Annotated in this window: 24 protein-coding genes; 19 read left to right on the plus strand and 5 right to left on the minus strand. The window is 40.4% G+C overall.

Annotation, left to right across the window (positions count from 1 at the left end; all coding sequences use genetic code 11):
* The first annotated feature begins 152 nt into the window (after positions 1–152).
* From hisB to hisIE, 8 genes are read left to right on the plus strand one after another with little or no spacing between them, the layout of a single operon-like run.
* Positions 153–1,334 (plus strand): bifunctional histidinol-phosphatase/imidazoleglycerol-phosphate dehydratase HisB, encoded by a 1,182-nt coding sequence (gene hisB, locus ACZ41C_RS16585; RefSeq protein WP_464563037.1) that lies wholly within the window; start codon positions 153–155, stop codon positions 1,332–1,334.
* Positions 1,331–1,924: an imidazole glycerol phosphate synthase subunit HisH gene (gene hisH, locus ACZ41C_RS16590; RefSeq protein WP_464563039.1), complete on the plus strand. Its 594-nt coding sequence runs from the start codon at positions 1,331–1,333 to the stop codon at positions 1,922–1,924. The genes hisB and hisH overlap by 4 nt, the downstream gene beginning before the upstream one ends.
* Entirely contained in the window at positions 1,921–2,703 is a 783-nt protein-coding gene (gene hisA, locus ACZ41C_RS16595; RefSeq protein WP_240042709.1) for a 1-(5-phosphoribosyl)-5-[(5-phosphoribosylamino)methylideneamino]imidazole-4-carboxamide isomerase, read from the plus strand. Before hisH ends, hisA begins: the two co-directional genes overlap by 4 nt.
* Positions 2,696–3,235, plus strand: a complete 540-nt coding sequence (locus ACZ41C_RS16600; protein ID WP_464563041.1) for a DinB family protein — start codon at positions 2,696–2,698, stop codon at positions 3,233–3,235. The genes hisA and ACZ41C_RS16600 overlap by 8 nt, the downstream gene beginning before the upstream one ends.
* A gap of 13 nt (positions 3,236–3,248) precedes the next feature.
* Positions 3,249–3,608 carry a four helix bundle protein gene (locus tag ACZ41C_RS16605; RefSeq protein WP_464563043.1) on the plus strand — a complete coding sequence of 120 codons (360 nt, stop codon included), beginning with the start codon at positions 3,249–3,251 and terminating at the stop codon, positions 3,606–3,608.
* A gap of 58 nt (positions 3,609–3,666) precedes the next feature.
* Positions 3,667–4,422: an imidazole glycerol phosphate synthase subunit HisF gene (gene hisF / locus ACZ41C_RS16610; RefSeq protein ID WP_464563045.1), complete on the plus strand. Its 756-nt coding sequence runs from the start codon at positions 3,667–3,669 to the stop codon at positions 4,420–4,422.
* A 6-nt stretch (positions 4,423–4,428) separates the two neighbouring features.
* Entirely contained in the window at positions 4,429–5,124 is a 696-nt protein-coding gene (locus ACZ41C_RS16615) for an aspartate/glutamate racemase family protein (protein WP_138258141.1), read from the plus strand.
* A 9-nt stretch (positions 5,125–5,133) separates the two neighbouring features.
* Complete coding sequence (hisIE, locus tag ACZ41C_RS16620) at positions 5,134–5,733, plus strand: bifunctional phosphoribosyl-AMP cyclohydrolase/phosphoribosyl-ATP diphosphatase HisIE (RefSeq protein WP_138258142.1); 600 nt, start codon at positions 5,134–5,136, stop codon at positions 5,731–5,733.
* Positions 5,734–5,771: 38 nt separating this feature from the next.
* On the opposite strand, the gene ACZ41C_RS16625 is transcribed toward hisIE, so the two are convergent.
* Positions 5,772–6,491, minus strand: a complete 720-nt coding sequence (locus tag ACZ41C_RS16625) for a 3-keto-disaccharide hydrolase (RefSeq protein WP_464563048.1) — start codon at positions 6,489–6,491, stop codon at positions 5,772–5,774.
* A gap of 23 nt (positions 6,492–6,514) precedes the next feature.
* On the minus strand, positions 6,515–7,057 hold the full coding sequence (locus tag ACZ41C_RS16630; protein WP_138258144.1) for a pyridoxamine 5'-phosphate oxidase family protein: 543 nt from the start codon (positions 7,055–7,057) through the stop codon (positions 6,515–6,517).
* Between the two features lie 473 nt (positions 7,058–7,530).
* On the opposite strand from ACZ41C_RS16630, the gene ACZ41C_RS16635 reads away from it, so the two are divergent.
* Complete coding sequence (locus ACZ41C_RS16635) at positions 7,531–8,136, plus strand: MCP four helix bundle domain-containing protein (protein ID WP_138258145.1); 606 nt, start codon at positions 7,531–7,533, stop codon at positions 8,134–8,136.
* Between the two features lie 142 nt (positions 8,137–8,278).
* Here the strand turns inward: ACZ41C_RS16635 and ACZ41C_RS16640 are convergent, their stop codons facing one another.
* The 3 genes from ACZ41C_RS16640 to ACZ41C_RS16650 form a co-directional block, all read right to left on the minus strand.
* Positions 8,279–8,737 carry a GNAT family N-acetyltransferase gene (locus ACZ41C_RS16640; protein WP_138258146.1) on the minus strand — a complete coding sequence of 153 codons (459 nt, stop codon included), beginning with the start codon at positions 8,735–8,737 and terminating at the stop codon, positions 8,279–8,281.
* A 7-nt stretch (positions 8,738–8,744) separates the two neighbouring features.
* A complete protein-coding gene (locus tag ACZ41C_RS16645; protein WP_464563051.1) occupies positions 8,745–9,650 on the minus strand; it encodes a bifunctional metallophosphatase/5'-nucleotidase in 906 nt (301 codons plus the stop codon).
* 151 nt (positions 9,651–9,801) lie between these two features.
* Entirely contained in the window at positions 9,802–10,518 is a 717-nt protein-coding gene (locus ACZ41C_RS16650; RefSeq protein WP_240042710.1) for a 5'-nucleotidase C-terminal domain-containing protein, read from the minus strand.
* 114 nt (positions 10,519–10,632) lie between these two features.
* Here ACZ41C_RS16650 and ACZ41C_RS16655 point away from each other — a divergent pair, with 114 nt between their 5' ends.
* The 10 genes from ACZ41C_RS16655 (at position 10,633) to ACZ41C_RS16700 (ending at position 20,375) form a co-directional block, all read left to right on the plus strand.
* On the plus strand, positions 10,633–11,166 hold the full coding sequence (locus ACZ41C_RS16655; RefSeq protein WP_154919427.1) for a DUF6913 domain-containing protein: 534 nt from the start codon (positions 10,633–10,635) through the stop codon (positions 11,164–11,166).
* Positions 11,167–11,169: 3 nt separating this feature from the next.
* On the plus strand, positions 11,170–12,060 hold the full coding sequence (dapA, locus tag ACZ41C_RS16660) for a 4-hydroxy-tetrahydrodipicolinate synthase (protein ID WP_464563054.1): 891 nt from the start codon (positions 11,170–11,172) through the stop codon (positions 12,058–12,060).
* Between the two features lie 124 nt (positions 12,061–12,184).
* Positions 12,185–13,009, plus strand: coding sequence for an outer membrane protein assembly factor BamD (locus tag ACZ41C_RS16665; RefSeq protein WP_464563056.1), 825 nt, complete (start codon positions 12,185–12,187; stop codon positions 13,007–13,009).
* 11 nt (positions 13,010–13,020) lie between these two features.
* The gene (locus tag ACZ41C_RS16670) at positions 13,021–13,353 is read left to right on the plus strand and encodes a DNA-directed RNA polymerase subunit omega (RefSeq protein ID WP_193554886.1); all 333 of its coding nucleotides are present in this window, start codon (positions 13,021–13,023) and stop codon (positions 13,351–13,353) included.
* Positions 13,354–13,358: 5 nt separating this feature from the next.
* Positions 13,359–14,564, plus strand: a complete 1,206-nt coding sequence (gene coaBC, locus ACZ41C_RS16675; protein ID WP_464563058.1) for a bifunctional phosphopantothenoylcysteine decarboxylase/phosphopantothenate--cysteine ligase CoaBC — start codon at positions 13,359–13,361, stop codon at positions 14,562–14,564.
* Positions 14,557–15,444 (plus strand): type IX secretion system protein PorD, encoded by an 888-nt coding sequence (porD, locus tag ACZ41C_RS16680; protein ID WP_138258153.1) that lies wholly within the window; start codon positions 14,557–14,559, stop codon positions 15,442–15,444. Before coaBC ends, porD begins: the two co-directional genes overlap by 8 nt.
* Before the next feature lie 288 nt (positions 15,445–15,732).
* The gene (gene recN / locus ACZ41C_RS16685) at positions 15,733–17,385 is read left to right on the plus strand and encodes a DNA repair protein RecN (protein WP_464563061.1); all 1,653 of its coding nucleotides are present in this window, start codon (positions 15,733–15,735) and stop codon (positions 17,383–17,385) included.
* A gap of 74 nt (positions 17,386–17,459) precedes the next feature.
* Positions 17,460–18,266: an enoyl-ACP reductase FabI gene (locus ACZ41C_RS16690; RefSeq protein WP_464563063.1), complete on the plus strand. Its 807-nt coding sequence runs from the start codon at positions 17,460–17,462 to the stop codon at positions 18,264–18,266.
* A 136-nt stretch (positions 18,267–18,402) separates the two neighbouring features.
* Positions 18,403–19,407 carry a glycosyltransferase family 2 protein gene (locus tag ACZ41C_RS16695; protein ID WP_138258156.1) on the plus strand — a complete coding sequence of 335 codons (1,005 nt, stop codon included), beginning with the start codon at positions 18,403–18,405 and terminating at the stop codon, positions 19,405–19,407.
* An 8-nt stretch (positions 19,408–19,415) separates the two neighbouring features.
* On the plus strand, positions 19,416–20,375 hold the full coding sequence (locus ACZ41C_RS16700; protein ID WP_464563065.1) for a CdaR family protein: 960 nt from the start codon (positions 19,416–19,418) through the stop codon (positions 20,373–20,375).
* The last annotated feature ends 9 nt before the right edge of the window (positions 20,376–20,384 follow it).

The following is a 20,384-nucleotide window of genomic DNA, read 5'->3' on the forward strand; positions in this document are numbered from 1 at the left end:
CCAGTCCCCGTACAAATGTAAATGCTTAAAAATTAAACTATTGAACTAATTTTAAACCTGTGAAACCCTCATCGAGGGCTTTGCTATCATAAGTTAAAAACCTCTAATAAAGGAAATGTTTAAAATCAATCTGTTAACCTAATTTTAAACGAATGAAATCGGAAAAAGCTAAAAATAGTTTCCCCATTGGGGGCGGAGGGGGCCGCAAAGTCCTATTTATCGATAGGGATGGTACCCTTATTAAGGAAACGGTAGACGAGCAGATAGACGCCTTTGAAAAAATGGTTTTCTATCCAAAGGCGTTTACCTTTCTAGGAAAAATAGCCAAGGAGCTGGATTATGAACTGGTCATGATTACCAATCAGGATGGCTTGGGAACCGATTCCTTCCCGGAAGAAACCTTCTGGCCCGTTCATAATTTCATTCTTAAATCCTTTGAGAATGAAGGCGTGGTATTCGATAAAGTATTCTTGGACCGCACCTTTCCCCATGAGAACGCCAATACTAGAAAACCGGGCACCGGACTCCTTACAGAATATTTCTCTGACGAATACGACATTGAAAATTCCTTTGTCATTGGCGACCGATTAACCGATATGGAACTCGCTAAGAATTTGGGTGCCAAAGGCATCTACATCAATGACGAAACACATCTGGGAACTTCCGAAATTACGGTGAAAAGAGAAGAGCTGGATGCATTTATTGCATTGGAAAGCAACGATTGGCAAAAAATCTTTGAGTTCTTAAAACTGAAGGAAAGAACGGCTTCTACACATCGTAAAACCAACGAAACGGACATCCTTATCGAATTAAATTTGGATGGGACGGGAAAAAGCGACATCCATACCGGATTGGCCTTTTTTGACCATATGTTGGACCAATTGGCGCGACACGGGCAGATGGACCTAAAGATTAAAGTCGACGGCGATTTGAAAGTGGACGAGCACCATACGATAGAAGACACAGGAATTGCCTTAGGAGAAGTATTTTATGCAGCTTTGGGAACTAAATTGGGCATTGAACGTTACGGATTTTGCCTGCCCATGGACGATTGCTTGGCACAGGTCGCTATCGACTTTGGCGGAAGAAACTGGTTGGTCTGGGATGCCGATTTCAAACGGGAAAAAATTGGGGACATGCCCACCGAAATGTTCCATCATTTCTTTAAATCATTTTCGGATGGTGCCAAGGCAAACCTAAATATTAAGGCAGAAGGAACCAATGAGCACCACAAGATAGAGGCTATTTTCAAGGCCTTTGCAAAGAGTATAAAAATGGCGGTAAAGCGGGACGCTGAAAAAATGTTCCTACCATCTACGAAAGGTGTGTTATGAAAATTGTTATTATAAATTATGGTGCGGGAAACATCCAAAGTATAAAATTTGCGATAAAACGTTTAGGGTATGATGCTGTATTAAGCAATGCTGCAGACGAAATACGAAATGCGGAAAAAATAATATTTCCTGGCGTTGGAGAAGCCAGTAGCGCTATGAAAAAATTAAGGGAAAGTGGGTTGGATAAATTGATTCCCACCCTTAAACAACCAGTTTTGGGTATCTGCTTGGGAATGCAGTTGATGTGTAACGGTTCGGAAGAAGGTAATACCAAAGGACTGGGCATCTTTGATGTCGATGTTGTAAAGTTTGGCCCACACACACCTGAAAGGAGCTTAAAAATTCCACAAATTGGCTGGAACAAGATATATGATTTGAAGGGTGACTTGTTTCAAGGTCTTACTGAAGATTATGTGTATCTGGTTCATAGTTTTTACGCATCCTTATGTGGAGATACTATTGCGATTACGGATTACGGTCTACCCTACAGTGTGGCCCTTCAAAAAGATAATTTTTATGGGACCCAATTCCATCCTGAAAAATCGGGGGAATATGGTTCGGCAATATTGGAGAATTTTTTATGGGTATGACAAAGGTAACTATGGATGGTATTTCCCCATTGGGGGATAGGGGGCTTCGAATCATACCAGCCATCGACATAATAGAAGGGAAGTGTGTACGGCTCTCCAAAGGGGATTATGATACCAAGAAAATATATAACGAAAATCCTTTGGAAGTCGCCAAGGAGTTTGAGGCCCATGGTATAAAATACCTTCACCTAGTGGATTTGGACGGGGCAAAATCCAAGCATATCGTTAACCATAAGGTACTGGAACAGATTGCATCCAAAACAAGCTTGAAAATAGATTTTGGCGGTGGATTAAAAACCGATGAGGATTTGAAAATTGCCTTTGAAAGTGGTGCCAGTCAAATTACAGGTGGAAGCATAGCGGTAAAAAATAGGGAAGTATTTCTTGGTTGGCTGAATGCACATGGGGCAGAAAGGATAATTTTAGGGGCCGATGCGATGGAAGAAAAAGTGGCCGTTTCCGGATGGCAGGAAGAATCGACCGAAGACCTGATTCCTTTTATTCAGGAATATCAGAAAGAAGGGATTTCCTATGTTATTTGTACCGATATATCAAAAGACGGAATGTTACAAGGCCCCTCGTTTCAACTGTATGAAAAAATAGTAAAGGAAACATCGGGGAAATCTCTAAAACTAATTGCGTCGGGGGGGATTTCCTGTTTTGAAGAACTTCCCCGGTTGGCGCAAATTGGTTGTGAGGGAGTCATTATCGGCAAGGCCATATATGAAAATAGGATTACCTTGAAACAATTGGAAACTTATATTATGAATCATGGATAAAGAAGCACGATTCATAGAGGAGCTGGTCAAGAATGCCCTCTATCGAATGGATGAAAGTACCCGGATGATTAAAACAAGTATGGAATCCATCAACGATGCGGAGGTCTGGCAAAAACCGAACGACTCCTTGAATAGCATTGGAAATTTAATTCTCCATATTTGTGGTAACATGACCCAATATATTATTTCTTCCCTGGGCGAGGTGGACGATATACGCAATAGGGATGCCGAATTTCAAACCAAAGGGGGGCTCACTAAAGTGGAATTGCTTAAAAAACTGGGCAGTACGGTGGATGATGCCAAGAGGGTCATTTTTGATGCCAAACCAGAGCAATTGGTCAAAATTCGTTCCGTTCAAGGGTTTTCCTTTTCAGGAGTAGGGATCATAATGCATGCGGTGGAGCATTTATCTTACCACACGGGTCAAATCGCTTTTTGGGTAAAGCTTTTGAGGAACAAGGATTTAGGTTTTTATGATGGTCTAGATTTAACAGTTTTGAATGACGAATTCAGAATGAAGAATAAAAGCTGAATAATAAAAATTAATGAAGGATTTAAAAATTAGAACTCAAAATTTTTCCTTTGAATGTTGGGAACTTTGTAAGCTAATTCCTAAATCAAGGGAATTTGATGCTTGGGTAAGACAACTGATTCGTAGTTCCAGCTCAGTTGGTGCAAATTATAGAGCTGCTTGTAGAGCAAAATCCGATAAAGATTTTATTAATAAACTGAAGATTGTGGAAGAAGAATTGGATGAAAGTATGTTTTGGTTTGAAATGTTTCAAAAAACTGAAATTAATGAAAAAAATAATTTGAATGTTCTTTTAAAGGAAGCCAACGAACTACTTGCCATAACGGTTAGTTCAATCATGACCGTTCGAAAACGATTAAATCAAATTTCTTAACCATGAATATGAGAAAATTAATATTCTAAATTTTAAATCCGTAATTCTAAATTAAAAAGTGTTAGCAAAAAGAATCATACCCTGTTTAGATATAAAGGACGGCAGAACAGTAAAGGGCGTCAATTTTGTAGACTTAAGGGATGCCGGTGATCCGGTGGAACTTGCAGAAATCTATAGCAAGGAAGGCGCGGATGAACTGGTCTTCCTGGATATTTCGGCAACAGAACAAAAAAGAAAGACCTTGGCGGATTTGGTGTATCACGTAGCTGAAAAGGTAAACATACCATTTACCGTTGGAGGTGGTATTTCCTCAGTAGAGGATGTGGATATTTTACTGCAAAACGGTGCGGACAAGGTTTCCATAAACTCCTCGGCGGTGAAGAATCCGAAATTAATCAATGATTTGGTAGCTAAATTTGGATCTCAATGTATTGTGGTGGCCATCGATGCCAAACAAATTGATGGAGAATGGATTGTGCATTTGGTGGGAGGCAAGGTACCTACGGAACGGAAACTATTTGAATGGGCCAAAGAGGTTGAAGTACGGGGTGCCGGTGAGATATTGTTTACCTCCATGGACCACGATGGTACAAAGGACGGTTTTGCAAACCGAGCCTTGGCCAAATTGTCCGACGAACTTACTATTCCAATTATAGCATCAGGCGGGGCAGGAAATATGCAGCACTTTACGGACACCTTTAAGGAAGGTAAAGCAGATGCCGCCCTGGCCGCCAGTGTGTTCCATTTTAAGGAAATTAAAATAAGGGATTTAAAAAAGGAACTTCAAAAAGAAGGCGTTCCCGTTAGGATATAGAGATAGATGAAAAAAATCGGACTTATTGGAGGTATAACGTGGCAGTCCACCCAACTGTATTATCAGTACCTAAACGAGATAGTGAATTCAAAATTGGGAGGTTCCCATTCGTGTAAATTGGTGATGGAGTCGGTAGACTTCCATGAAATCTCCAAAAAGCAAAGTGCCGGGGATTGGGAATCCTTGAACAAGGAATTTGCCAATATCGGCAGAAGGTTGGAGCAAACCGGAGCAGAAATGATTCTCATCGGTGCGAATACCATGCACCTATGTGCGGATAGTATAAAGAAGGTAACCAACATACCCTTACTCCATATTGCCGAAGCTACTGGGCAAGCTGTTGTTTCCAAAGGAATTGACACGGTGCTTTTGTTGGGAACCAAATATACCATGGGGCTTGATTTTTATAAAGATATCCTCAAAACGCAGTTTGGAATAACAACTATGATACCCAAAGAGTCAGACCAAGAATTGGTCCATAACATTATCTATACAGAGCTTTCCAAAGGAATTATTTCGCCTGAATCCAGGGAAGTTTACCTCAGGATTATCGATGCTGGAGTAAAAGCAGGGGCAAAAGGAGTTATTTTAGGTTGTACCGAAATACCTTTGTTGATCCAACAGGAACATTGCAATATTCCTACCTTTGACACTACATTAATTCATTCAAATGCGGCCGTGAATTTTGCCTTGGCCGAATAACGACTTACGATGGAAGTAGATTTTACAAAAAATACGGACGGACTTGTTCCAGCCATTATACAGGATGCACGAACAAAAAATGTGCTCATGTTGGGATATATGAACCAAAAGGCCCTGGAGAAAACCCAAGAAAGTGGAAAGGTTACTTTTTATAGCAGGACAAAGGAGCGGTTGTGGACCAAAGGTGAGGAAAGTGGTAACTTTTTAAAGGTGGTTGCCATAAAAAATGATTGTGATAACGATACGCTATTGATATACGTACATCCGGTAGGGCCAACCTGCCATACAGGAAGTGATACTTGTTGGAACGAGGAAAACAATTCTAATTTTGGATTCTTTTCAGAATTGGAAAATACAATTGCCCAACGGAGAAAAGCCGCTAAAGGCGACACTTCCTATGTTGCTTCCCTTTTTGAAAAAGGCATCAACAAAATTGCCCAAAAAGTAGGGGAGGAGGCCGTGGAAACGGTCATAGAAGCCATGGATAACAAAGATGATTTGTTTCTTTATGAAAGTGCCGACCTACTTTTTCATTATTTGATCCTATTACAGGCCAAGGGGTTCAGTCTAAAGGATATCGAAGCCGAGTTAATGAAACGGAAAAAGTAAGGAGTACCGTTTTTTATATGTAATTGATTCAATAAATACTATTCGATTTCCCTAGCTCTGATGTTTTTGAAGTAAACACGTTGGCCGTGATGCTGAAACATGATGTGACCTTCCTGGTGGGAGTGAAAATCGGGATTTTCCTTAAACTTGCTTTCGTTCAACAATTTCTTCATTTCGGGACTGTTCATCTCAAATTCTATGACTTTGTTCCCGTTTAGCCAGTGCTCAACGTGTCCGTTATTGTGAACAAGTCTTGCTCTGTTAAAATCGCCGATTGGTTTTAGTTCCTTGGCAACAGGTTCAATCAAATCGTACAAGGAACCAGCAGATCGTACGGCAAGGGTGTCGTAAAAATTTTCATCGTCCAGGATTTGCAGTTCATAGTTGTCCAACCAGTTTGGACTATTGCCATTTCCCGCTTCCATGGACAAATCTTCCTGCATGTGAAAGAAAACCCCTGAATTTGCTGCGGTATCAACGGCCCATTCATATTCCAGTTCAAAATTCCTAAAACGCTGCTTGGTAACAAGGTCCCTATTTGTGGTATCAGGACTGGCAACCAAGGCACCGTTCTCCACATACCAAATACCTTCTGGAAAGTCTTCAATACCATAACCCCTAAGGGCATCGGTAGAATGTCCATCAAAAATAATGACCCAATCCTTATTCGTGGATGCCTCAAGTTTTGGTTTTGGCTTTTCCTCACCGCAAGCACCAAGAAGTAAAACGGTTAAACAACTACCAAGAATTTTTTTCATGACACTCTTTATTTTCTAATCAGTTAATTTAAAATATTGGTTTCAAAACCATCTATACTCTGTGTGTTTTTATGCTTCCAATACTCCTTAATTTTTTCCTCTCCCTGATTTTCGGCCCAAACGTTCAGGGTATTTCGTTCTTCTTTATAATCCATCAAAGGTACAGCAAAACCGCAGGAAACCTGAACAAGGTCTACATCCATTTCTATAATCTGTCTAGCACCGGCATTTTTTGGAAAAAGTTCGCTGTATACTTGAAACGCCTCATCTCTTTTGTGGTAAATCTTCGCATTTCCATATAACCTTAAAATCTTTGGTTTCCCATCAAAGGCACAAAACATAAGGGTCATCCTGGCGTTTTTTAATAAATGGGCCGCCGTTTCGTTTCCGCTGCCCGTAAGATTTAACCAAATCACCTTGTTTTCAGTAATGACTTTTAGACTATCGGTTCCTTTTGGGGATACATTTACCCTCCCTTCACAAGCTGCAGTTCCAACAAAGAATATATGTTGGTTTTCTATGAATGTCCTTTGTTCCACATCAATACTGGCAAACTTCTTACCCATAACAATCCATTTTTAACTTTAATATTACCTTATTAAGTCCAACATAGTTTTTTAAATCCGTCTTTTAGCTTGTAGCCTTTTCGCGGAATTCAATCATTTAACGACTTACCAATCTAAATTTGATAAGAATTTTGTCCCCAGATTTAAGAACCAGTTTTCCATCGGCTAAGATCAATAAAAAGTAAACCTTGGACCAGAAATATATTCCAATTCCCATGTTTTTCCGACGGTTCCTCGGTAGGGACAATCTTCCTACTGGTACAAGAAATGAAAAAAGTACAGGTCTTTTGGTTATCATTGTCACTTCGCTTTTGATTTGATAAACATTAAGGTCAAACTATCAAATTTTGTATGGATGGAAAAATACATTTCCACCAATAGGAATTTACTAATGTTAAATTCCTTATAATTCAAGGTATATGAAATTGTTTAAGGTTTTTGTATTTTTAATCAGCTTCTAAAATAACCTGAACATGACGATACTGAACAAGATAAAATGGGTGTTGGGAATCTTAATGATTTTTGTGTTGATTCTTGCAACGAATCTAATCGATAGAAACAATTTTCTAAGGGTAAAGGATTCTGTTATTACTATATATGAAGACCGACTCGTTGTTAACGATATCATATTCGAGTTTTCCCAATACGTTCATGAAAAGGAAATCGCCATGATGGGAAAGGATTCCACTTTTTATGGGAATAGGAACTTGGAGATCAATGACAAAATTCAAACTCTGGTTCGGCGATATTCCGAAACGAAACTGACCAAGGAGGAGGAAAGGATTTTCAACGAATTCAGGCAAAATTTGGAGGAATTGGAATTACAAGAGAGAGCTTATGTACAAACCAATATGATTGAAAGAACATCTTTGCTGTCCAAAATTGATGATGTAAAGGAAAACCTTTTTGACCTTTCCAAAATCCAATTAAGTGAAGGGGGTAGACAAATGAACATTAGCAAGAAAGCCGTGGACTCCGTTGATCTGTTCACACGACTAGAAATTTATGTATTGATTTTCCTTGCAATTATAGTACAGGTCATCATACTCTACGACCCAAAAAAATCTTCGGAAGATTAAGATCCCGATTGAACCACCTCGGGGCAAGCGCACTAGAAATTCTTCCAAAAGGAAGTTTTAATTTGTAAGTCTGCCCGACTAGCGTTAAGGCGTACAAGTCTCGGGATATCAATCCCCTTGGTATATCAAATAAATTTTACTTTTAAAATCCGATTTTCTTTTTGAAACAAACGCTGTTTTCAATGCCCTCATAGGGAGGATAGTTTGCGGTGACTTCATACCCACTCTTTTTATACAGACTGATGGCCTCCGGTTGCCGGAGCCCGGTTTCCAAAACACACTGTGTATTTCCCAATTCCAATGCCCACGCCTCCAAAGCTCCCAATACTTTTGAAGCAATGCCCTTGGATCTATGTTCAGGTAGCACGTACATACGTTTGATTTCTACACTTTGGTCAGCGAACTTCTTAAAAGCCCCACAACCTATTGCAACACCATCCTTGAAAAAAACAATGCAGTGCTGTAATTGGGTTATGCCGTTAAATTGGGAATAGAAAAGGGTGTCCTCCCCATCGCGATTGGCAAGATCTGCATCCAATAATTGCACCAGTTTTTTAAAGGCCTGATTGCCGGAATCCGTTCGTAATAGTTCTTCTTTCATTCTAATCCTATACTGAAATGGTAACACCTTCCGCACTACCGCCGGCTTCATCGAAATAAAAATCGACCCTACCTACATTGACGCCAAAGCAACCCACTTGATTAACCAAAATTCCACGTCCGTTTGCATTGGTAACCACGGTAGGCCTTTCCAAAAATGTATGTGTATGGCCACCAATAATCAAATCCGTATACTTGGTACGTTTACCCAATTTCAGGTCATCAGGTCTATTTTCATTTTCATAGCTGTATCCTAAATGGGATAGGCAAATGATGATATCGCATTTTTCGGTTTCCTTTAAAAGAGCTTCAATGTCCGTTGCCACTTCGTAGGGGTCCAAGTATTCCGTTTCCTTATAAAGTTTTTTGGTCACCAAACCCGCCAAATTGATGCCTAGGCCATAAATACCAACCTTTAAACCATCTTTAATGTACGTTTTATAGGGCTTGGTATATCCGTCCAAGACTGTATTCGTAAAATCATAATTGGCGATGAGAAAATCGAAACTTGCATAGGGTAATTGCGCCAAAAGCCCGTCGATTCCATTATCAAAATCGTGATTGCCAATGGTGGCGGCGTCATATCGCAGCATACTCATTAGCTTAAACTCGAGTTCACCGCCATAAAAATTAAAATACGGGGTTCCCTGAAAAATATCGCCAGCGTCCAATAAAAGCGTATTGGGATTTTCCTCGCGTATTTTTTGTACCAACCCCGCACGTCTAGCTAAGCCGCCCAATCCTGGAAAGTCAGCATGATTTTTAGGAAAGGCATCCATGTGGCTATGTACATCATTAGTATGTAGAATGGTCAGATGCTTTTTTGAAGCCTTACAGGAATTCAATAAGACGCCTCCGGCCGATAGCATTACCGAACCCGCTATCGTATGTGTAACAAATTTTCTTCTATCCATTTGTAATTTCAAGTTCAAAAATCAAATTCAAAATCAAAAGATTTAAGGTTCTAGCTAGTAGCAAAAATATCAAAAACCAAATCACAAGATTGAAAACGAATTGGGCTTAGCGCACAGCGTCGAACCGATGGCTTAAAGCCAATTGCCCCACTTATTCAATCTTGTAATATCTCAGATCAACTATTGGCGCAAGCGTATCCACTTTTGTAAAATAATCGATCAAGGCATTTCTAATTTTATAATCAATGTCCGTCACCTTCAAGGCGTCTTTAAAAAAAAACATATCATCACCGCCGGAGACCAGATAGTCGGAAGTAGCCACATAATAACTTTTCTTCTCATCAAAAGGTACCCCCTGAATGGTTAAGGATTTGATACTATCGTCCTTGTCCAAAACCAACTGAATACCTGCAATTGGGTGTGCTCTTTTGGACCTAATAAGATAGGTCAGCATTTCTTTTACGGATTGCCCTTTCAATTCCACTACCACCGTATTGTTTTCAAAGGGCATCACCTCAAAGGCCGTTCGGGCAGAGACCTTTCCCTTGGAAATACTGGATCGGATACCTCCATGGTTTAATAACACAAAATCCAAATCCTTTCCCGTTCTGCTTTTAAATATAGGAGCCGCTTGCTCCAAAATGATATCCGCCATAAGGTTACCGGCCGTGGTATTGTAAATTCCGTCCGTTTTGGAAATGTCCAAAGAAGCATATGCCAATGTACTGTCCAACATTTTTTCTACATGATTATGGTAGGGCAGAATAAAATTGGAAATTGAATCCACAACCGCATAGGTACTATCTACAATCAGTTGTTTTCCTTCAATATTAATGAGTCTGTCCTGAGATTGACGGCAGGCTATCATTCCTATAAATGTTATAAATAAAACAAAATGTTTTATTTTTAAACAACCAAAGTGTTTTAACTTCGTCATACAGTTGAACGGATATTATTTACATTTGTAGAAATGTAAAAATACATGTTTTTAAAAGGAATTAAGGACAGGTTTAAACAGAAATCCGGACTTAAATTTATCAAACAGGAGCTCGAAAAACCGGGATACGTAAGTACCCGTGAAAAGGGGATAAGTTCTTTGGGTTGTATTGTGGATTTGGACAAATTCGATAAGACCGATGTGTTCTATCAGTTTTTGGATGATTTTTCCTTAAGGCCGAATGCTGTGAAAATCATAGGCTATAAAAGCTACTATGACAAGAATTCTCCGTATTCCACCCCGATATTTTCGGATAAAGACTTGGGTTGGAACGGCGAAATCGAAAACAGTTATGCGTTGGAGTTCTTGAACAGGGAATACGATCTATTGGTGAACTATTATGATGAAAACAACCTGTTGCTGAATTTGATGTCCATCAAGACCAAAGCAAGGATTAAAGTAGGATTTGGAACTGTGGGACCGGATTACAACGACCTGATAATGAACACCCAAATGTCCGATTTTAAAACGTTCAAACTGGAATTGAAAAAGTATTTAGGCGTTTTTAAAGAAATATAGCATATGGAAAAGTTAAAGGGAACAGGTGTGGCGTTGATAACACCGTTTACGGGGTCGGGTTCTATAGATGTGGAAGCCTTGAAAGAAATAGTTTCCTTTACTATTGAAGGAGGTGTGGACTACCTTGTGGCTTTGGGTACCACTGCAGAATCTGTCACCCTTTCCAAACGCGAAAAGCAATTGGTCAAGGATACCATAATCGAGGCAAACGAGGGTAGGCTTCCATTGGTAATAGGTATAGGGGGGAACAATACCGCTGCTTTGGTAGAAGAACTCCAAACCACGGACCTTAGCCATTTTGATGCGGTACTTTCCGTTTCGCCCTACTACAACAAACCGACTCAGGAAGGAATTTATCAACATTATAAGGCTTTGGCCGAAGCTTCTCCCTTACCCATCATTCTTTATAACGTGCCGGGTAGGACTGGAAGCAATATGTTGCCAAGTACTACGCTCAGGTTGGCACGGGATTTTGAAAATATCGTTGCCATAAAGGAGGCCTGTGGAAATATGGTACAAGTAATGGAATTGATTGAACAAAGACCTAAAGGCTTCTTGGTGCTTTCTGGGGATGATATTACCGCTTTGCCCACTATTTTGGCCGGTGGAGAAGGTGTCATTTCCGTTATAGGTCAAGGTTTGCCCTCCGTATTTTCACAAATGGTAGGTCTTGGAATGGATGGCAACAGTGACGAGGCCTATGAATTGCACTACATGATGCAAGAAGGGATGGGCCTTATTTTTGAGGAAGGCAATCCTGCCGGTATAAAGGCAATTTTTGAGATTCTGGGTATGTGCAGGGCATCGGTACGGTTGCCACTATTGGAAGCATCTTCAGGTCTAAAGAATAAAATAGCCGATTTTATAGCTTCCCTTACCAAGATTCCGGCATAACACCATCGGCGTTAAATCCATGCCAATTACCACGGGTTTATCCAATAACGCTCCTATTTTTGGCGGATTAAAAATGTTTTTTAAATCCGTTGATAATCACTAATTTTGCAAAATGTTTTTCAAAATGAGAAAATTTATTGCTTTTGGTCTGTTGTTGGTTGTTTTTCAATCCTGTAGCGAGTACCAAAAAGTGCTCAAGAACGAGGATTTGAAGGCAAAATACGACCTTGCCGAAAAATTCTACGATGCAAAGGACTTTAAGCGGGCAAATAGGCTTTTAGAGCAGATTGCGCCTAAATACGTAGGCAAACCCCAAGGTGAGCGGGTAATGTTCTTTTTGGCGAACAGTTATTTTGAGCGCGGGGATTATAACATGGCCGGATATCAATTTGAGCGGTTTATAAAATCGTATCCAAAAAGCGATAAAATTACCGAAGCATCGTTTTTAGGTGCCAAAAGTTACTATGAGCTTTCCCCCACCTATTCCTTGGACCAGACCGATACGGACAAGGCGCTTTTAAAATTACAGAACTTTATTAACACGTATCCAGAGTCGGAATTCTTTGACGATGCCAATGCCATGGCCCAGGAGCTCACACGAAAAAAGGAGAAAAAAGCGTTTGAGATTCTCAAGCAATATAACAAGCTTGGGGAATTTAATTACGATATGTTGAAATCTGCCATTGCTGCAAGCGATAACTTTATTTCGGATTTTCCTGGTTCCATTTACAGGGAGGACGCCTATTTTATTAAAGTAGATGCCCTAACACATTTGGCCATCAATAGTTTTGAAAGCCTTCAGGAGGAGCGACTTACTGAAGCTATGGAAGCATATAAAACGTTGATGAAACAATATCCAAGTACAAAATATGAAAAGGAATCTGCTGAGCTCTTGAAGCGGATCAATAATGAATTACAGAAATTCAACACCATAGAAGAATCAAAATAATTAGTTTTAGTATGAACATGAACGATTTAAAAAACTCAAAAGCGCCAGTATCAACGGTGACCATCAACCGAAATGAGTTTGATGCCCCTACCAACAATATTTACGAGGCAATTTCCATTGCTTCTAAGCGTGCCGTACAGATCAATTCCGAAATTAAGAAAGAATTGCTCGAGAAATTGGAGGAGTTCGCCACCTATAGTGATAGCCTGGAAGAGGTTTTTGAGAACAAGGAACAAATAGAAGTTTCCAAATTCTACGAAAAGCTTCCCAAACCACACGCCTTAGCAGTAGAAGAGTGGTTGAACGATAAAATTTACCACAGAAATACGGAGAAAGACGTATAGAAAAGATGTTGGAAGGCAAAAACATCCTCTTAGGCATAACCGGAGGGATAGCTGCCTATAAGACGACCTTTCTAGTACGTTTATTGATAAAAGCTGGCGCTAAGGTTAAAATCGTTCTTACCGAAAGCGCCAGTTGCTTTGTATCCCCGTTGACCCTTGCCACGCTCTCAAAAAATCCCGTAGTTTCCAATTTCGTCAAGACAGAAAACAATACGACCGATTGGAACAACCACGTGGAATTGGGACTCTGGGCGGATATCATGCTTATAGCCCCCGCAACCGCCAATACGCTTTCAAAAATGGCAAGCGGGGCTGCAGACAATATCCTTTTGGCATGTTACCTATCGGCAAAATGCCCCGTTTTTTTTGCTCCTGCGATGGATTTGGACATGTACCAACATCCTACTACAAAAAAGTCTTTTGAGGCACTGGAGTCTTTTGGAAATTTGATGATTCCTGCGGATTCCGGTGAATTGGCCAGTGGACTGCATGGAGAAGGAAGGATGGCGGAGCCCGAGGCTATCGTACAGTTTCTATCCAATTATTTGTCCGCCGGGCTTCCCTTGAAAAATATAAAGGTATTGATTACCGCCGGGCCTACCTACGAAGCAATTGATCCCGTGCGTTTCATTGGAAATCATTCTTCTGGATTGATGGGGTTTGAATTGGCGAAGGCTGCATCAGATCTAGGTGCAGAAGTCGTTTTGGTATCCGGACCTTCAAAATATGAAGCAGCCAATGAAAGCATACACTTGATACGGGTTGTCTCCGCCGATGAGATGTATGAAAAGGCCCACAGGCATTTCGCCGATTCTGACATTGTCATTTGTGCGGCCGCTGTGGCCGACTACAAGCCGAAAGTCAAATCGGCCCAAAAAATAAAAAAATCCGATGCCGAATTGCAAATTGACCTTGTTAAAAACAGGGATATTTTGTATTCCTTCGGTCAAGAAAAAAAATCTCAATTTCTTGTCGGTTTCGCCTTGGAAACGGAAAACGAACTGGAAAATGCAAAATCGAAGCTCAAACGTAAGAATTTGGATGCCATCGTTTTGAACTCCATGAACGATCAGGGAGCCGGATTTGGAGGCACCACCAACAAAATTAGCTTTATAGATACCAATTTGGAGATCCAAACGTTTGAATTAAAAACTAAGGCTGCAGTAGCCAAGGATATCCTGAACGAAATCATAAAAAGACGCTATGCGTAAGTTGTTATCGATCCTGTTAATTTTTCTAGGTATTTTATCGCTTCATGCGCAGGAATTGAATTGTACGGTGACTATAAATTCGGATCAGGTTTCACAAACCAACCAACAAATTTTCAAGACCTTGGAACGCTCCTTGAGTGATTTCGTCAATAAAAACAAGTGGACGAACAGAGTTTATAAGGAAAATGAACGGGTAAATGCCCAAATGTTCATAACGATTACGGACTATGAATCGGACCGATTTAGTGGTAACATCCAAATCCAATCCTCACGACCGGTCTACAACACTTCCTATGAAAGCCCGGTCTTCAATTATAAGGACAACCAGTTCAACTTTCAATACATAGAATTCCAACCTTTGGTCTTTAATGAAAATGTATTCGAATCCAACTTAGTGGCCGTGGTCGCTTATTATGTCTATATTATTTTGGGACTTGATGCGGATACGTTTTCCTTGGAAGGCGGTACCGATTTCTATCGAAAGGCCCAAAGTATCGTAACGCAAGCCCAAGGTAGTAATTATAGTGGTTGGACACAAACAACGGATCGTAGCAGATTTGAATTGGTGGACAATTTACTATCCAATACGTATAAAGAATATCGCGTGGCGATGTACAACTATCATAGAAAAGGTTTGGATATTTTGGCCGATAACAACAGTACTGGAAAGCAGATCATTGCAGGTACCATGAACCTGTTCCAGACCATGATCAATAGAAGGCCCAATGCCTTTCTGATTCAGACCTTTTTTGATGCCAAGTCAGAGGAAATCCAGAATATCTTCTCCGATGGTCCCAAGGTGGATATTGTAAAACTAAAGGAGACCCTCAACAAAATTGCCCCCCTGTATTCCAGCACTTGGAATGAAATTAAGTATTGATTTTTTTGGCTTTTGGCCATTTGCTGTTCGCTGTACGCACAACGCTAATCGCTACTAGATTAATAGCGCAACAGACATTTGGAATTTGAATTTTTAATTCATTTTTCCAACAAATAGCTAATTATTTTTCGTTTTTCACTGTCCGCTGAACGAAAAGCGCTATTCGCACTAAAATTTAATATTTTCCACTTTTAACTTTTGACTTTTCGTTTTGAACTTGAACTTGTTCTTGAATTTGATTTTGATACCCTAAATAGATTACCTTTGATTTTCTAAAAATTCAAGGATTTGCTGACCAATCTTTCCATTGACAATTACGCACTGATCGATAGTCTAGAAGTCGGTTTGGATGCTGGTTTTACCATTATCACCGGTGAAACGGGTGCCGGAAAATCCATTTTTTTGGGAGGTCTTTCCTTGGTATTGGGAAAGCGGGCGGATCTGTCTTCTCTGAGGGACAAAGAACGCAAGTGCGTTATAGAAGCCTATTTCCAGATTAAGAACTATGGTCTCCAATCGTTTTTTAAGGAGAATGATTTGGATTATGAGGATAGTTCGGTAATTCGAAGGGAAATTCTCCCCAGTGGCAAATCGAGGGCATTCATTAACGATACCCCGGTAACCTTGGATGTGCTGTCCCAATTGGGGGACCGCCTCATAGACATCCATTCCCAACATCAAACGTTGCGATTGACCGAGAACGATTTTCAATTAAAATTGATTGACGCCTTGGCGGACAATAAGTCTGGACTCCATGAATTTAGAAAGACGTTGTCTTCCTATACATCCACAAAATCGGCACTTGAGGAACTTATCGAGTTTCAAAATAACGCCCTAAAGGAACAGGACTATAATGATTTTTTATTGACTGAACTTGAAGCGGCGCCCTTAAAGGAAGGTATTTTGGAAGAATTGGAAGAGCAATACGAGCAATTGAACAATGTTGAATTGATCATGGAGGAACTTTCCAAGGGCGACCAATTGATGAACGACGAACAGATCGGACTAACAACACTCTTGTCCGACTTAAAAAGCACTCTCTCCCGACTGTCCGGTTTTGGGAAGCAATATGAAAACCTACACGAGCGCATCCAATCTATTTATATTGAAATGGATGACATAAATGCGGAGCTGCAGGCTTTTCAGGATGGTGTAGAGTCCAATCCGGAGCTTTTGGAACAGACCAACACCAAATTGCAGTTACTGTACAATCTACAGAAAAAACACGGGGTTTCTGAAATATCGGAATTGATTAAAATAAGGGAGGAACTTTCCCAAAAAGCCTTTGAAACCGCCCATGTGGATGAAAAGATATCCATCAAAAGGAGGGAACTCCAAGACTTGGAATCCTCATTGGAGGAGCAGGCACTGGTATTAAGGGAACGCAGGAATGCCATCATACCTGATTTAAAACACCAGTTGGAATCGGATTTGGCCCACTTGGGAATGCCCAGTGCTTCCTTCAGAATCCAACTGGAAAGTACGGATGCGTTTAGGACCAACGGCATGGACGAGCTATCTTTTTTGTTCACGGCCAATAAAGGAAGTGATTATGGCGAACTTAAAAAAGTGGCATCGGGCGGTGAACTTTCCAGGATTATGTTGGTCATAAAGGCCATTTTGGCGAAATACGAAAAATTGCCCACCATCATGTTCGATGAAATTGACACGGGCGTATCCGGGGAAATATCGAACCGTATGGCGGACATCATGAAGGAAATGAGCAAGGATATGCAGGTATTTACCATTACGCACCTGCCACAGGTCGCATCCAAGGGCAATCACCATTTTAAAGTATTTAAGACCGATACGACCGATGGAACCAGTACCAACATGCGCAAACTGTCCAATGATGAAAGAGTAGTGGAACTCGCCCAAATGCTAGGAGGCAACGAACTATCTGATTCCGCCTTGGCGCATGCCCGGCAATTGCTAAATTAAATCCGAAGGGGTAAAATCGGATTGGTATATTTTAAATATCTTTGAAAAATTAACAACTGAAAGAACCAACGAACATGGCCTATAATCTATTGAAAGGAAAAAAGGGAATCATTTTTGGCGCTTTGGATGCCAATTCAATCGCATGGAAAACGGCGGAACGTGTACATGAGGAAGGTGGAACATTTGTCCTAACCAATGCTCCCATAGCGATGCGAATGGGGCAGATCAAGGAGTTGGCCGAAAAGACGGGTTCCGAAATTATTCCCGCCGATGCCACGAACGAGGAAGATTTGTCCAATTTAGTGACCAAGTCGATGGAAATTTTGGGGGGCAAGTTGGATTTTGTACTACATTCTATAGGGATGTCAGTGAATGTGCGAAAGGGAAGGGCCTATACCGATGAAAACTATGATTTTACGGCAAAAGGCTGGGATGTTTCCGCGCTATCCTTTCATAAAGTAATGCAATCCTTATACAAGAACGATGCAATGAACGAATGGGGCAGTATTGTTGCCTTAACATATATTGCCGCACAGCGAACTTTTCCAGACTATAATGATATGGCCGATAATAAAGCCTATCTGGAATCCGTAGCCCGTAGTTTTGGTTATTTCTTCGGTAAGGAAAAGAAGGTTCGGGTCAATACTATTTCCCAATCCCCAACGGCAACCACTGCCGGTCAGGGTATCAAGGGCTTTGATGGCTTTATTAATTACGCGGAAAAAATGTCGCCTTTGGGGAATGCCACTGCCCAAGATTGTGCAGACTATACCCTAACCTTATTCTCAGACCTAACAAGAAAAGTGACCATGCAGAATCTTTTTCATGATGGCGGATTCTCCAATACAGGCGTTAGTCAGGAGGTGATAGATAAATTCTAACAAGATTTTCCGAGGATTATCGGGGATTTTAATTGTGTGAAATGAGCATATAATATCTTGATATCCAGTAAGATGGGTATTTTGAATTACATCAAATCTGTTAAAAACAATAAAAATAAACAGATGAAAATTTGAAATGAATTTATCATTTTCGTTTATAATCCCGGTATATAACAGGCCCAGCGAAATAGAGGAACTTTTGGAGAGTCTTTTAAAACAGACCTATCCCAAGGAATTTGAAGTTGTGGTTATTGAAGATGGTTCCACAGTTCCCTCAAAAGAGGTTGTTGCAAGTTATGAGGGACAACTCAATATATCCTATTTTCAAAAACCAAATTCTGGCCCAGGGGATTCCCGTAATTATGGTATGAAAAAGGCCAAGGGGAACTATTTCATTGTCCTGGATTCCGATTGCATTCTACCGCCACAATATTTGGAGGAGGCTGAAAAAAGCCTAACCCAGGAATTTGTACATTGCTATGGCGGCCCTGATGCGGCACACTCCTCCTTTAGTGATGTGCAAAAGGCAATCAATTATGCCATGACCTCCTTTTTGACCACAGGCGGAATCCGCGGAAGAAGGGATGCCGTAAATAAATTCCAGCCCAGAAGTTTTAATATGGGCATTTCAAAGGAAGCATTTGAAGCTACTGGCGGTTATGGGAATATCCATCCCGGCGAAGACCCAGATTTGACGATTCGTATCTGGGAAAAGGGTTATGAGACAAAATTGATACCCGAAGCCTTTGTATACCATAAAAGAAGGATAGACTGGAACAAATTTTACATACAGGTCAGGAAATTTGGAATGGTACGCCCCATACTTAACAAGTGGCACCCAACAACGGCAAAATTGACCTATTGGTTTCCCACATTGTTTATTTTATTCCTCTTAACATCTATTGGATTCGCTTTTTTGGGTTTTAAGGCTCCTTTAATTTGCGTTTTGATTTACTTTCTGGTCTTGTTTATGGATGCTACTGTTAGCACTAAAAGCTTAAAAGTGGGCAGTATGGCTGTTTTCGCTACGTTGGTGCAATTTGGCGGCTATGGTTTTGGTTTTTTGAAGTCTACTTTTTATACTACATTTAGTAGTAGGACACCGGAGGAAATTTTTCCGAAATTATTTTTTAGAACTTAGGATAGGTTGTGATCATAGAGCGAATAAAGACTGGATTAAAAAAGCGTAAGGTCAAGGTATTTTTGGTCTTTTTATTTTTCTCCTTTTTGGCATGGTTGGTAAACAATCTTGCCCAAACGTTTGTAGGTACAACCTCTTTTGAATTGAACTATGTAAATGTTCCACCAGAGTATCTCTTATTAGAAAATCCTAGAAGTGAACTACGGGTTCGGTTACGTGCGGTAGGCTTTCAATTTATTGGGTTTGGCATCAGAAAAAAGAGCATCCAGATCAATTTATCGGACATACAAAAGAAGTCGGATCGCTTTTACATACCTCCATCCGTTTACAGAAAGCAAGTACGAGATCAACTATCCAACAACATGGAACTGCTGGATATGGACAACGACACGATTTTTGTGAAATTGACTACACTTGAATCCAAGGAAGTTCCTGTTTTACCAAAGCTCAACATTACATTTGCCAAGAACCACACACTTATGGACTCTTTGGTAATTGAACCCAAAACCATTGTTGTCAACGGCCCAAAACCCCAAATTGATACTATTTCGTCCGTTTCTACCTCCTATACGGAACTATTGAACCTAACTACTGATTTTACAAAGAAAATTACGTTGGTTAAATCCCGGGAATTGACAAAGACCAATTTTGAGCCTTCTATAGTGACAATTTCTGGGAAGATTTACAAATTTTCAGAACAGGTTTTTGAAGTTCCGGTCACTATGTTGAACCTACCGGATAGCGTTCAGGTCCGTATGTTCCCGGATGTCGTTCAGGTCGTTTGCCAAGCACCCTTGGAAGTGCTCAAAAAGATTTCCTCAGAGGATTTTCTGGTTTTGGCAGATTATGAAAAAATCGAGGAAAATAACCAAAATATTTTGCCCGTGGTGCTCCGGGAAAAACCGGAAAATATCAATAGTGCCATCCTAAGACCCCAGGAAGTTGAATTTATTTTAAAGAAGGAATAATACCTGACT

It is taken from the genome of Maribacter sp. C-4077, from assembly GCF_055378385.1.

Coding starts and splice junctions, on each gene's coding strand:
- hisB (WP_464563037.1), top strand. CDS start 153: ATGAAATCGGAAAAAGCTAAAAATAGTTTCCCCATTGGGGGCGGAGGG.
- hisH (WP_464563039.1), top strand. CDS start 1,331: ATGAAAATTGTTATTATAAATTATGGTGCGGGAAACATCCAAAGTATA.
- hisA (WP_240042709.1), top strand. CDS start 1,921: ATGACAAAGGTAACTATGGATGGTATTTCCCCATTGGGGGATAGGGGG.
- ACZ41C_RS16600 (WP_464563041.1), top strand. CDS start 2,696: ATGGATAAAGAAGCACGATTCATAGAGGAGCTGGTCAAGAATGCCCTC.
- ACZ41C_RS16605 (WP_464563043.1), top strand. CDS start 3,249: ATGAAGGATTTAAAAATTAGAACTCAAAATTTTTCCTTTGAATGTTGG.
- ACZ41C_RS16615 (WP_138258141.1), top strand. CDS start 4,429: ATGAAAAAAATCGGACTTATTGGAGGTATAACGTGGCAGTCCACCCAA.
- hisIE (WP_138258142.1), top strand. CDS start 5,134: ATGGAAGTAGATTTTACAAAAAATACGGACGGACTTGTTCCAGCCATT.
- ACZ41C_RS16625 (WP_464563048.1), bottom strand. CDS start 6,491: ATGAAAAAAATTCTTGGTAGTTGTTTAACCGTTTTACTTCTTGGTGCT.
- ACZ41C_RS16630 (WP_138258144.1), bottom strand. CDS start 7,057: ATGGGTAAGAAGTTTGCCAGTATTGATGTGGAACAAAGGACATTCATA.
- ACZ41C_RS16635 (WP_138258145.1), top strand. CDS start 7,531: ATGACGATACTGAACAAGATAAAATGGGTGTTGGGAATCTTAATGATT.
- ACZ41C_RS16640 (WP_138258146.1), bottom strand. CDS start 8,737: ATGAAAGAAGAACTATTACGAACGGATTCCGGCAATCAGGCCTTTAAA.
- ACZ41C_RS16645 (WP_464563051.1), bottom strand. CDS start 9,650: ATGGATAGAAGAAAATTTGTTACACATACGATAGCGGGTTCGGTAATG.
- ACZ41C_RS16650 (WP_240042710.1), bottom strand. CDS start 10,518: ATGATAGCCTGCCGTCAATCTCAGGACAGACTCATTAATATTGAAGGA.
- ACZ41C_RS16655 (WP_154919427.1), top strand. CDS start 10,633: ATGTTTTTAAAAGGAATTAAGGACAGGTTTAAACAGAAATCCGGACTT.
- dapA (WP_464563054.1), top strand. CDS start 11,170: ATGGAAAAGTTAAAGGGAACAGGTGTGGCGTTGATAACACCGTTTACG.
- ACZ41C_RS16665 (WP_464563056.1), top strand. CDS start 12,185: ATGAGAAAATTTATTGCTTTTGGTCTGTTGTTGGTTGTTTTTCAATCC.
- ACZ41C_RS16670 (WP_193554886.1), top strand. CDS start 13,021: ATGAACATGAACGATTTAAAAAACTCAAAAGCGCCAGTATCAACGGTG.
- coaBC (WP_464563058.1), top strand. CDS start 13,359: ATGTTGGAAGGCAAAAACATCCTCTTAGGCATAACCGGAGGGATAGCT.
- porD (WP_138258153.1), top strand. CDS start 14,557: ATGCGTAAGTTGTTATCGATCCTGTTAATTTTTCTAGGTATTTTATCG.
- ACZ41C_RS16690 (WP_464563063.1), top strand. CDS start 17,460: ATGGCCTATAATCTATTGAAAGGAAAAAAGGGAATCATTTTTGGCGCT.
- ACZ41C_RS16695 (WP_138258156.1), top strand. CDS start 18,403: ATGAATTTATCATTTTCGTTTATAATCCCGGTATATAACAGGCCCAGC.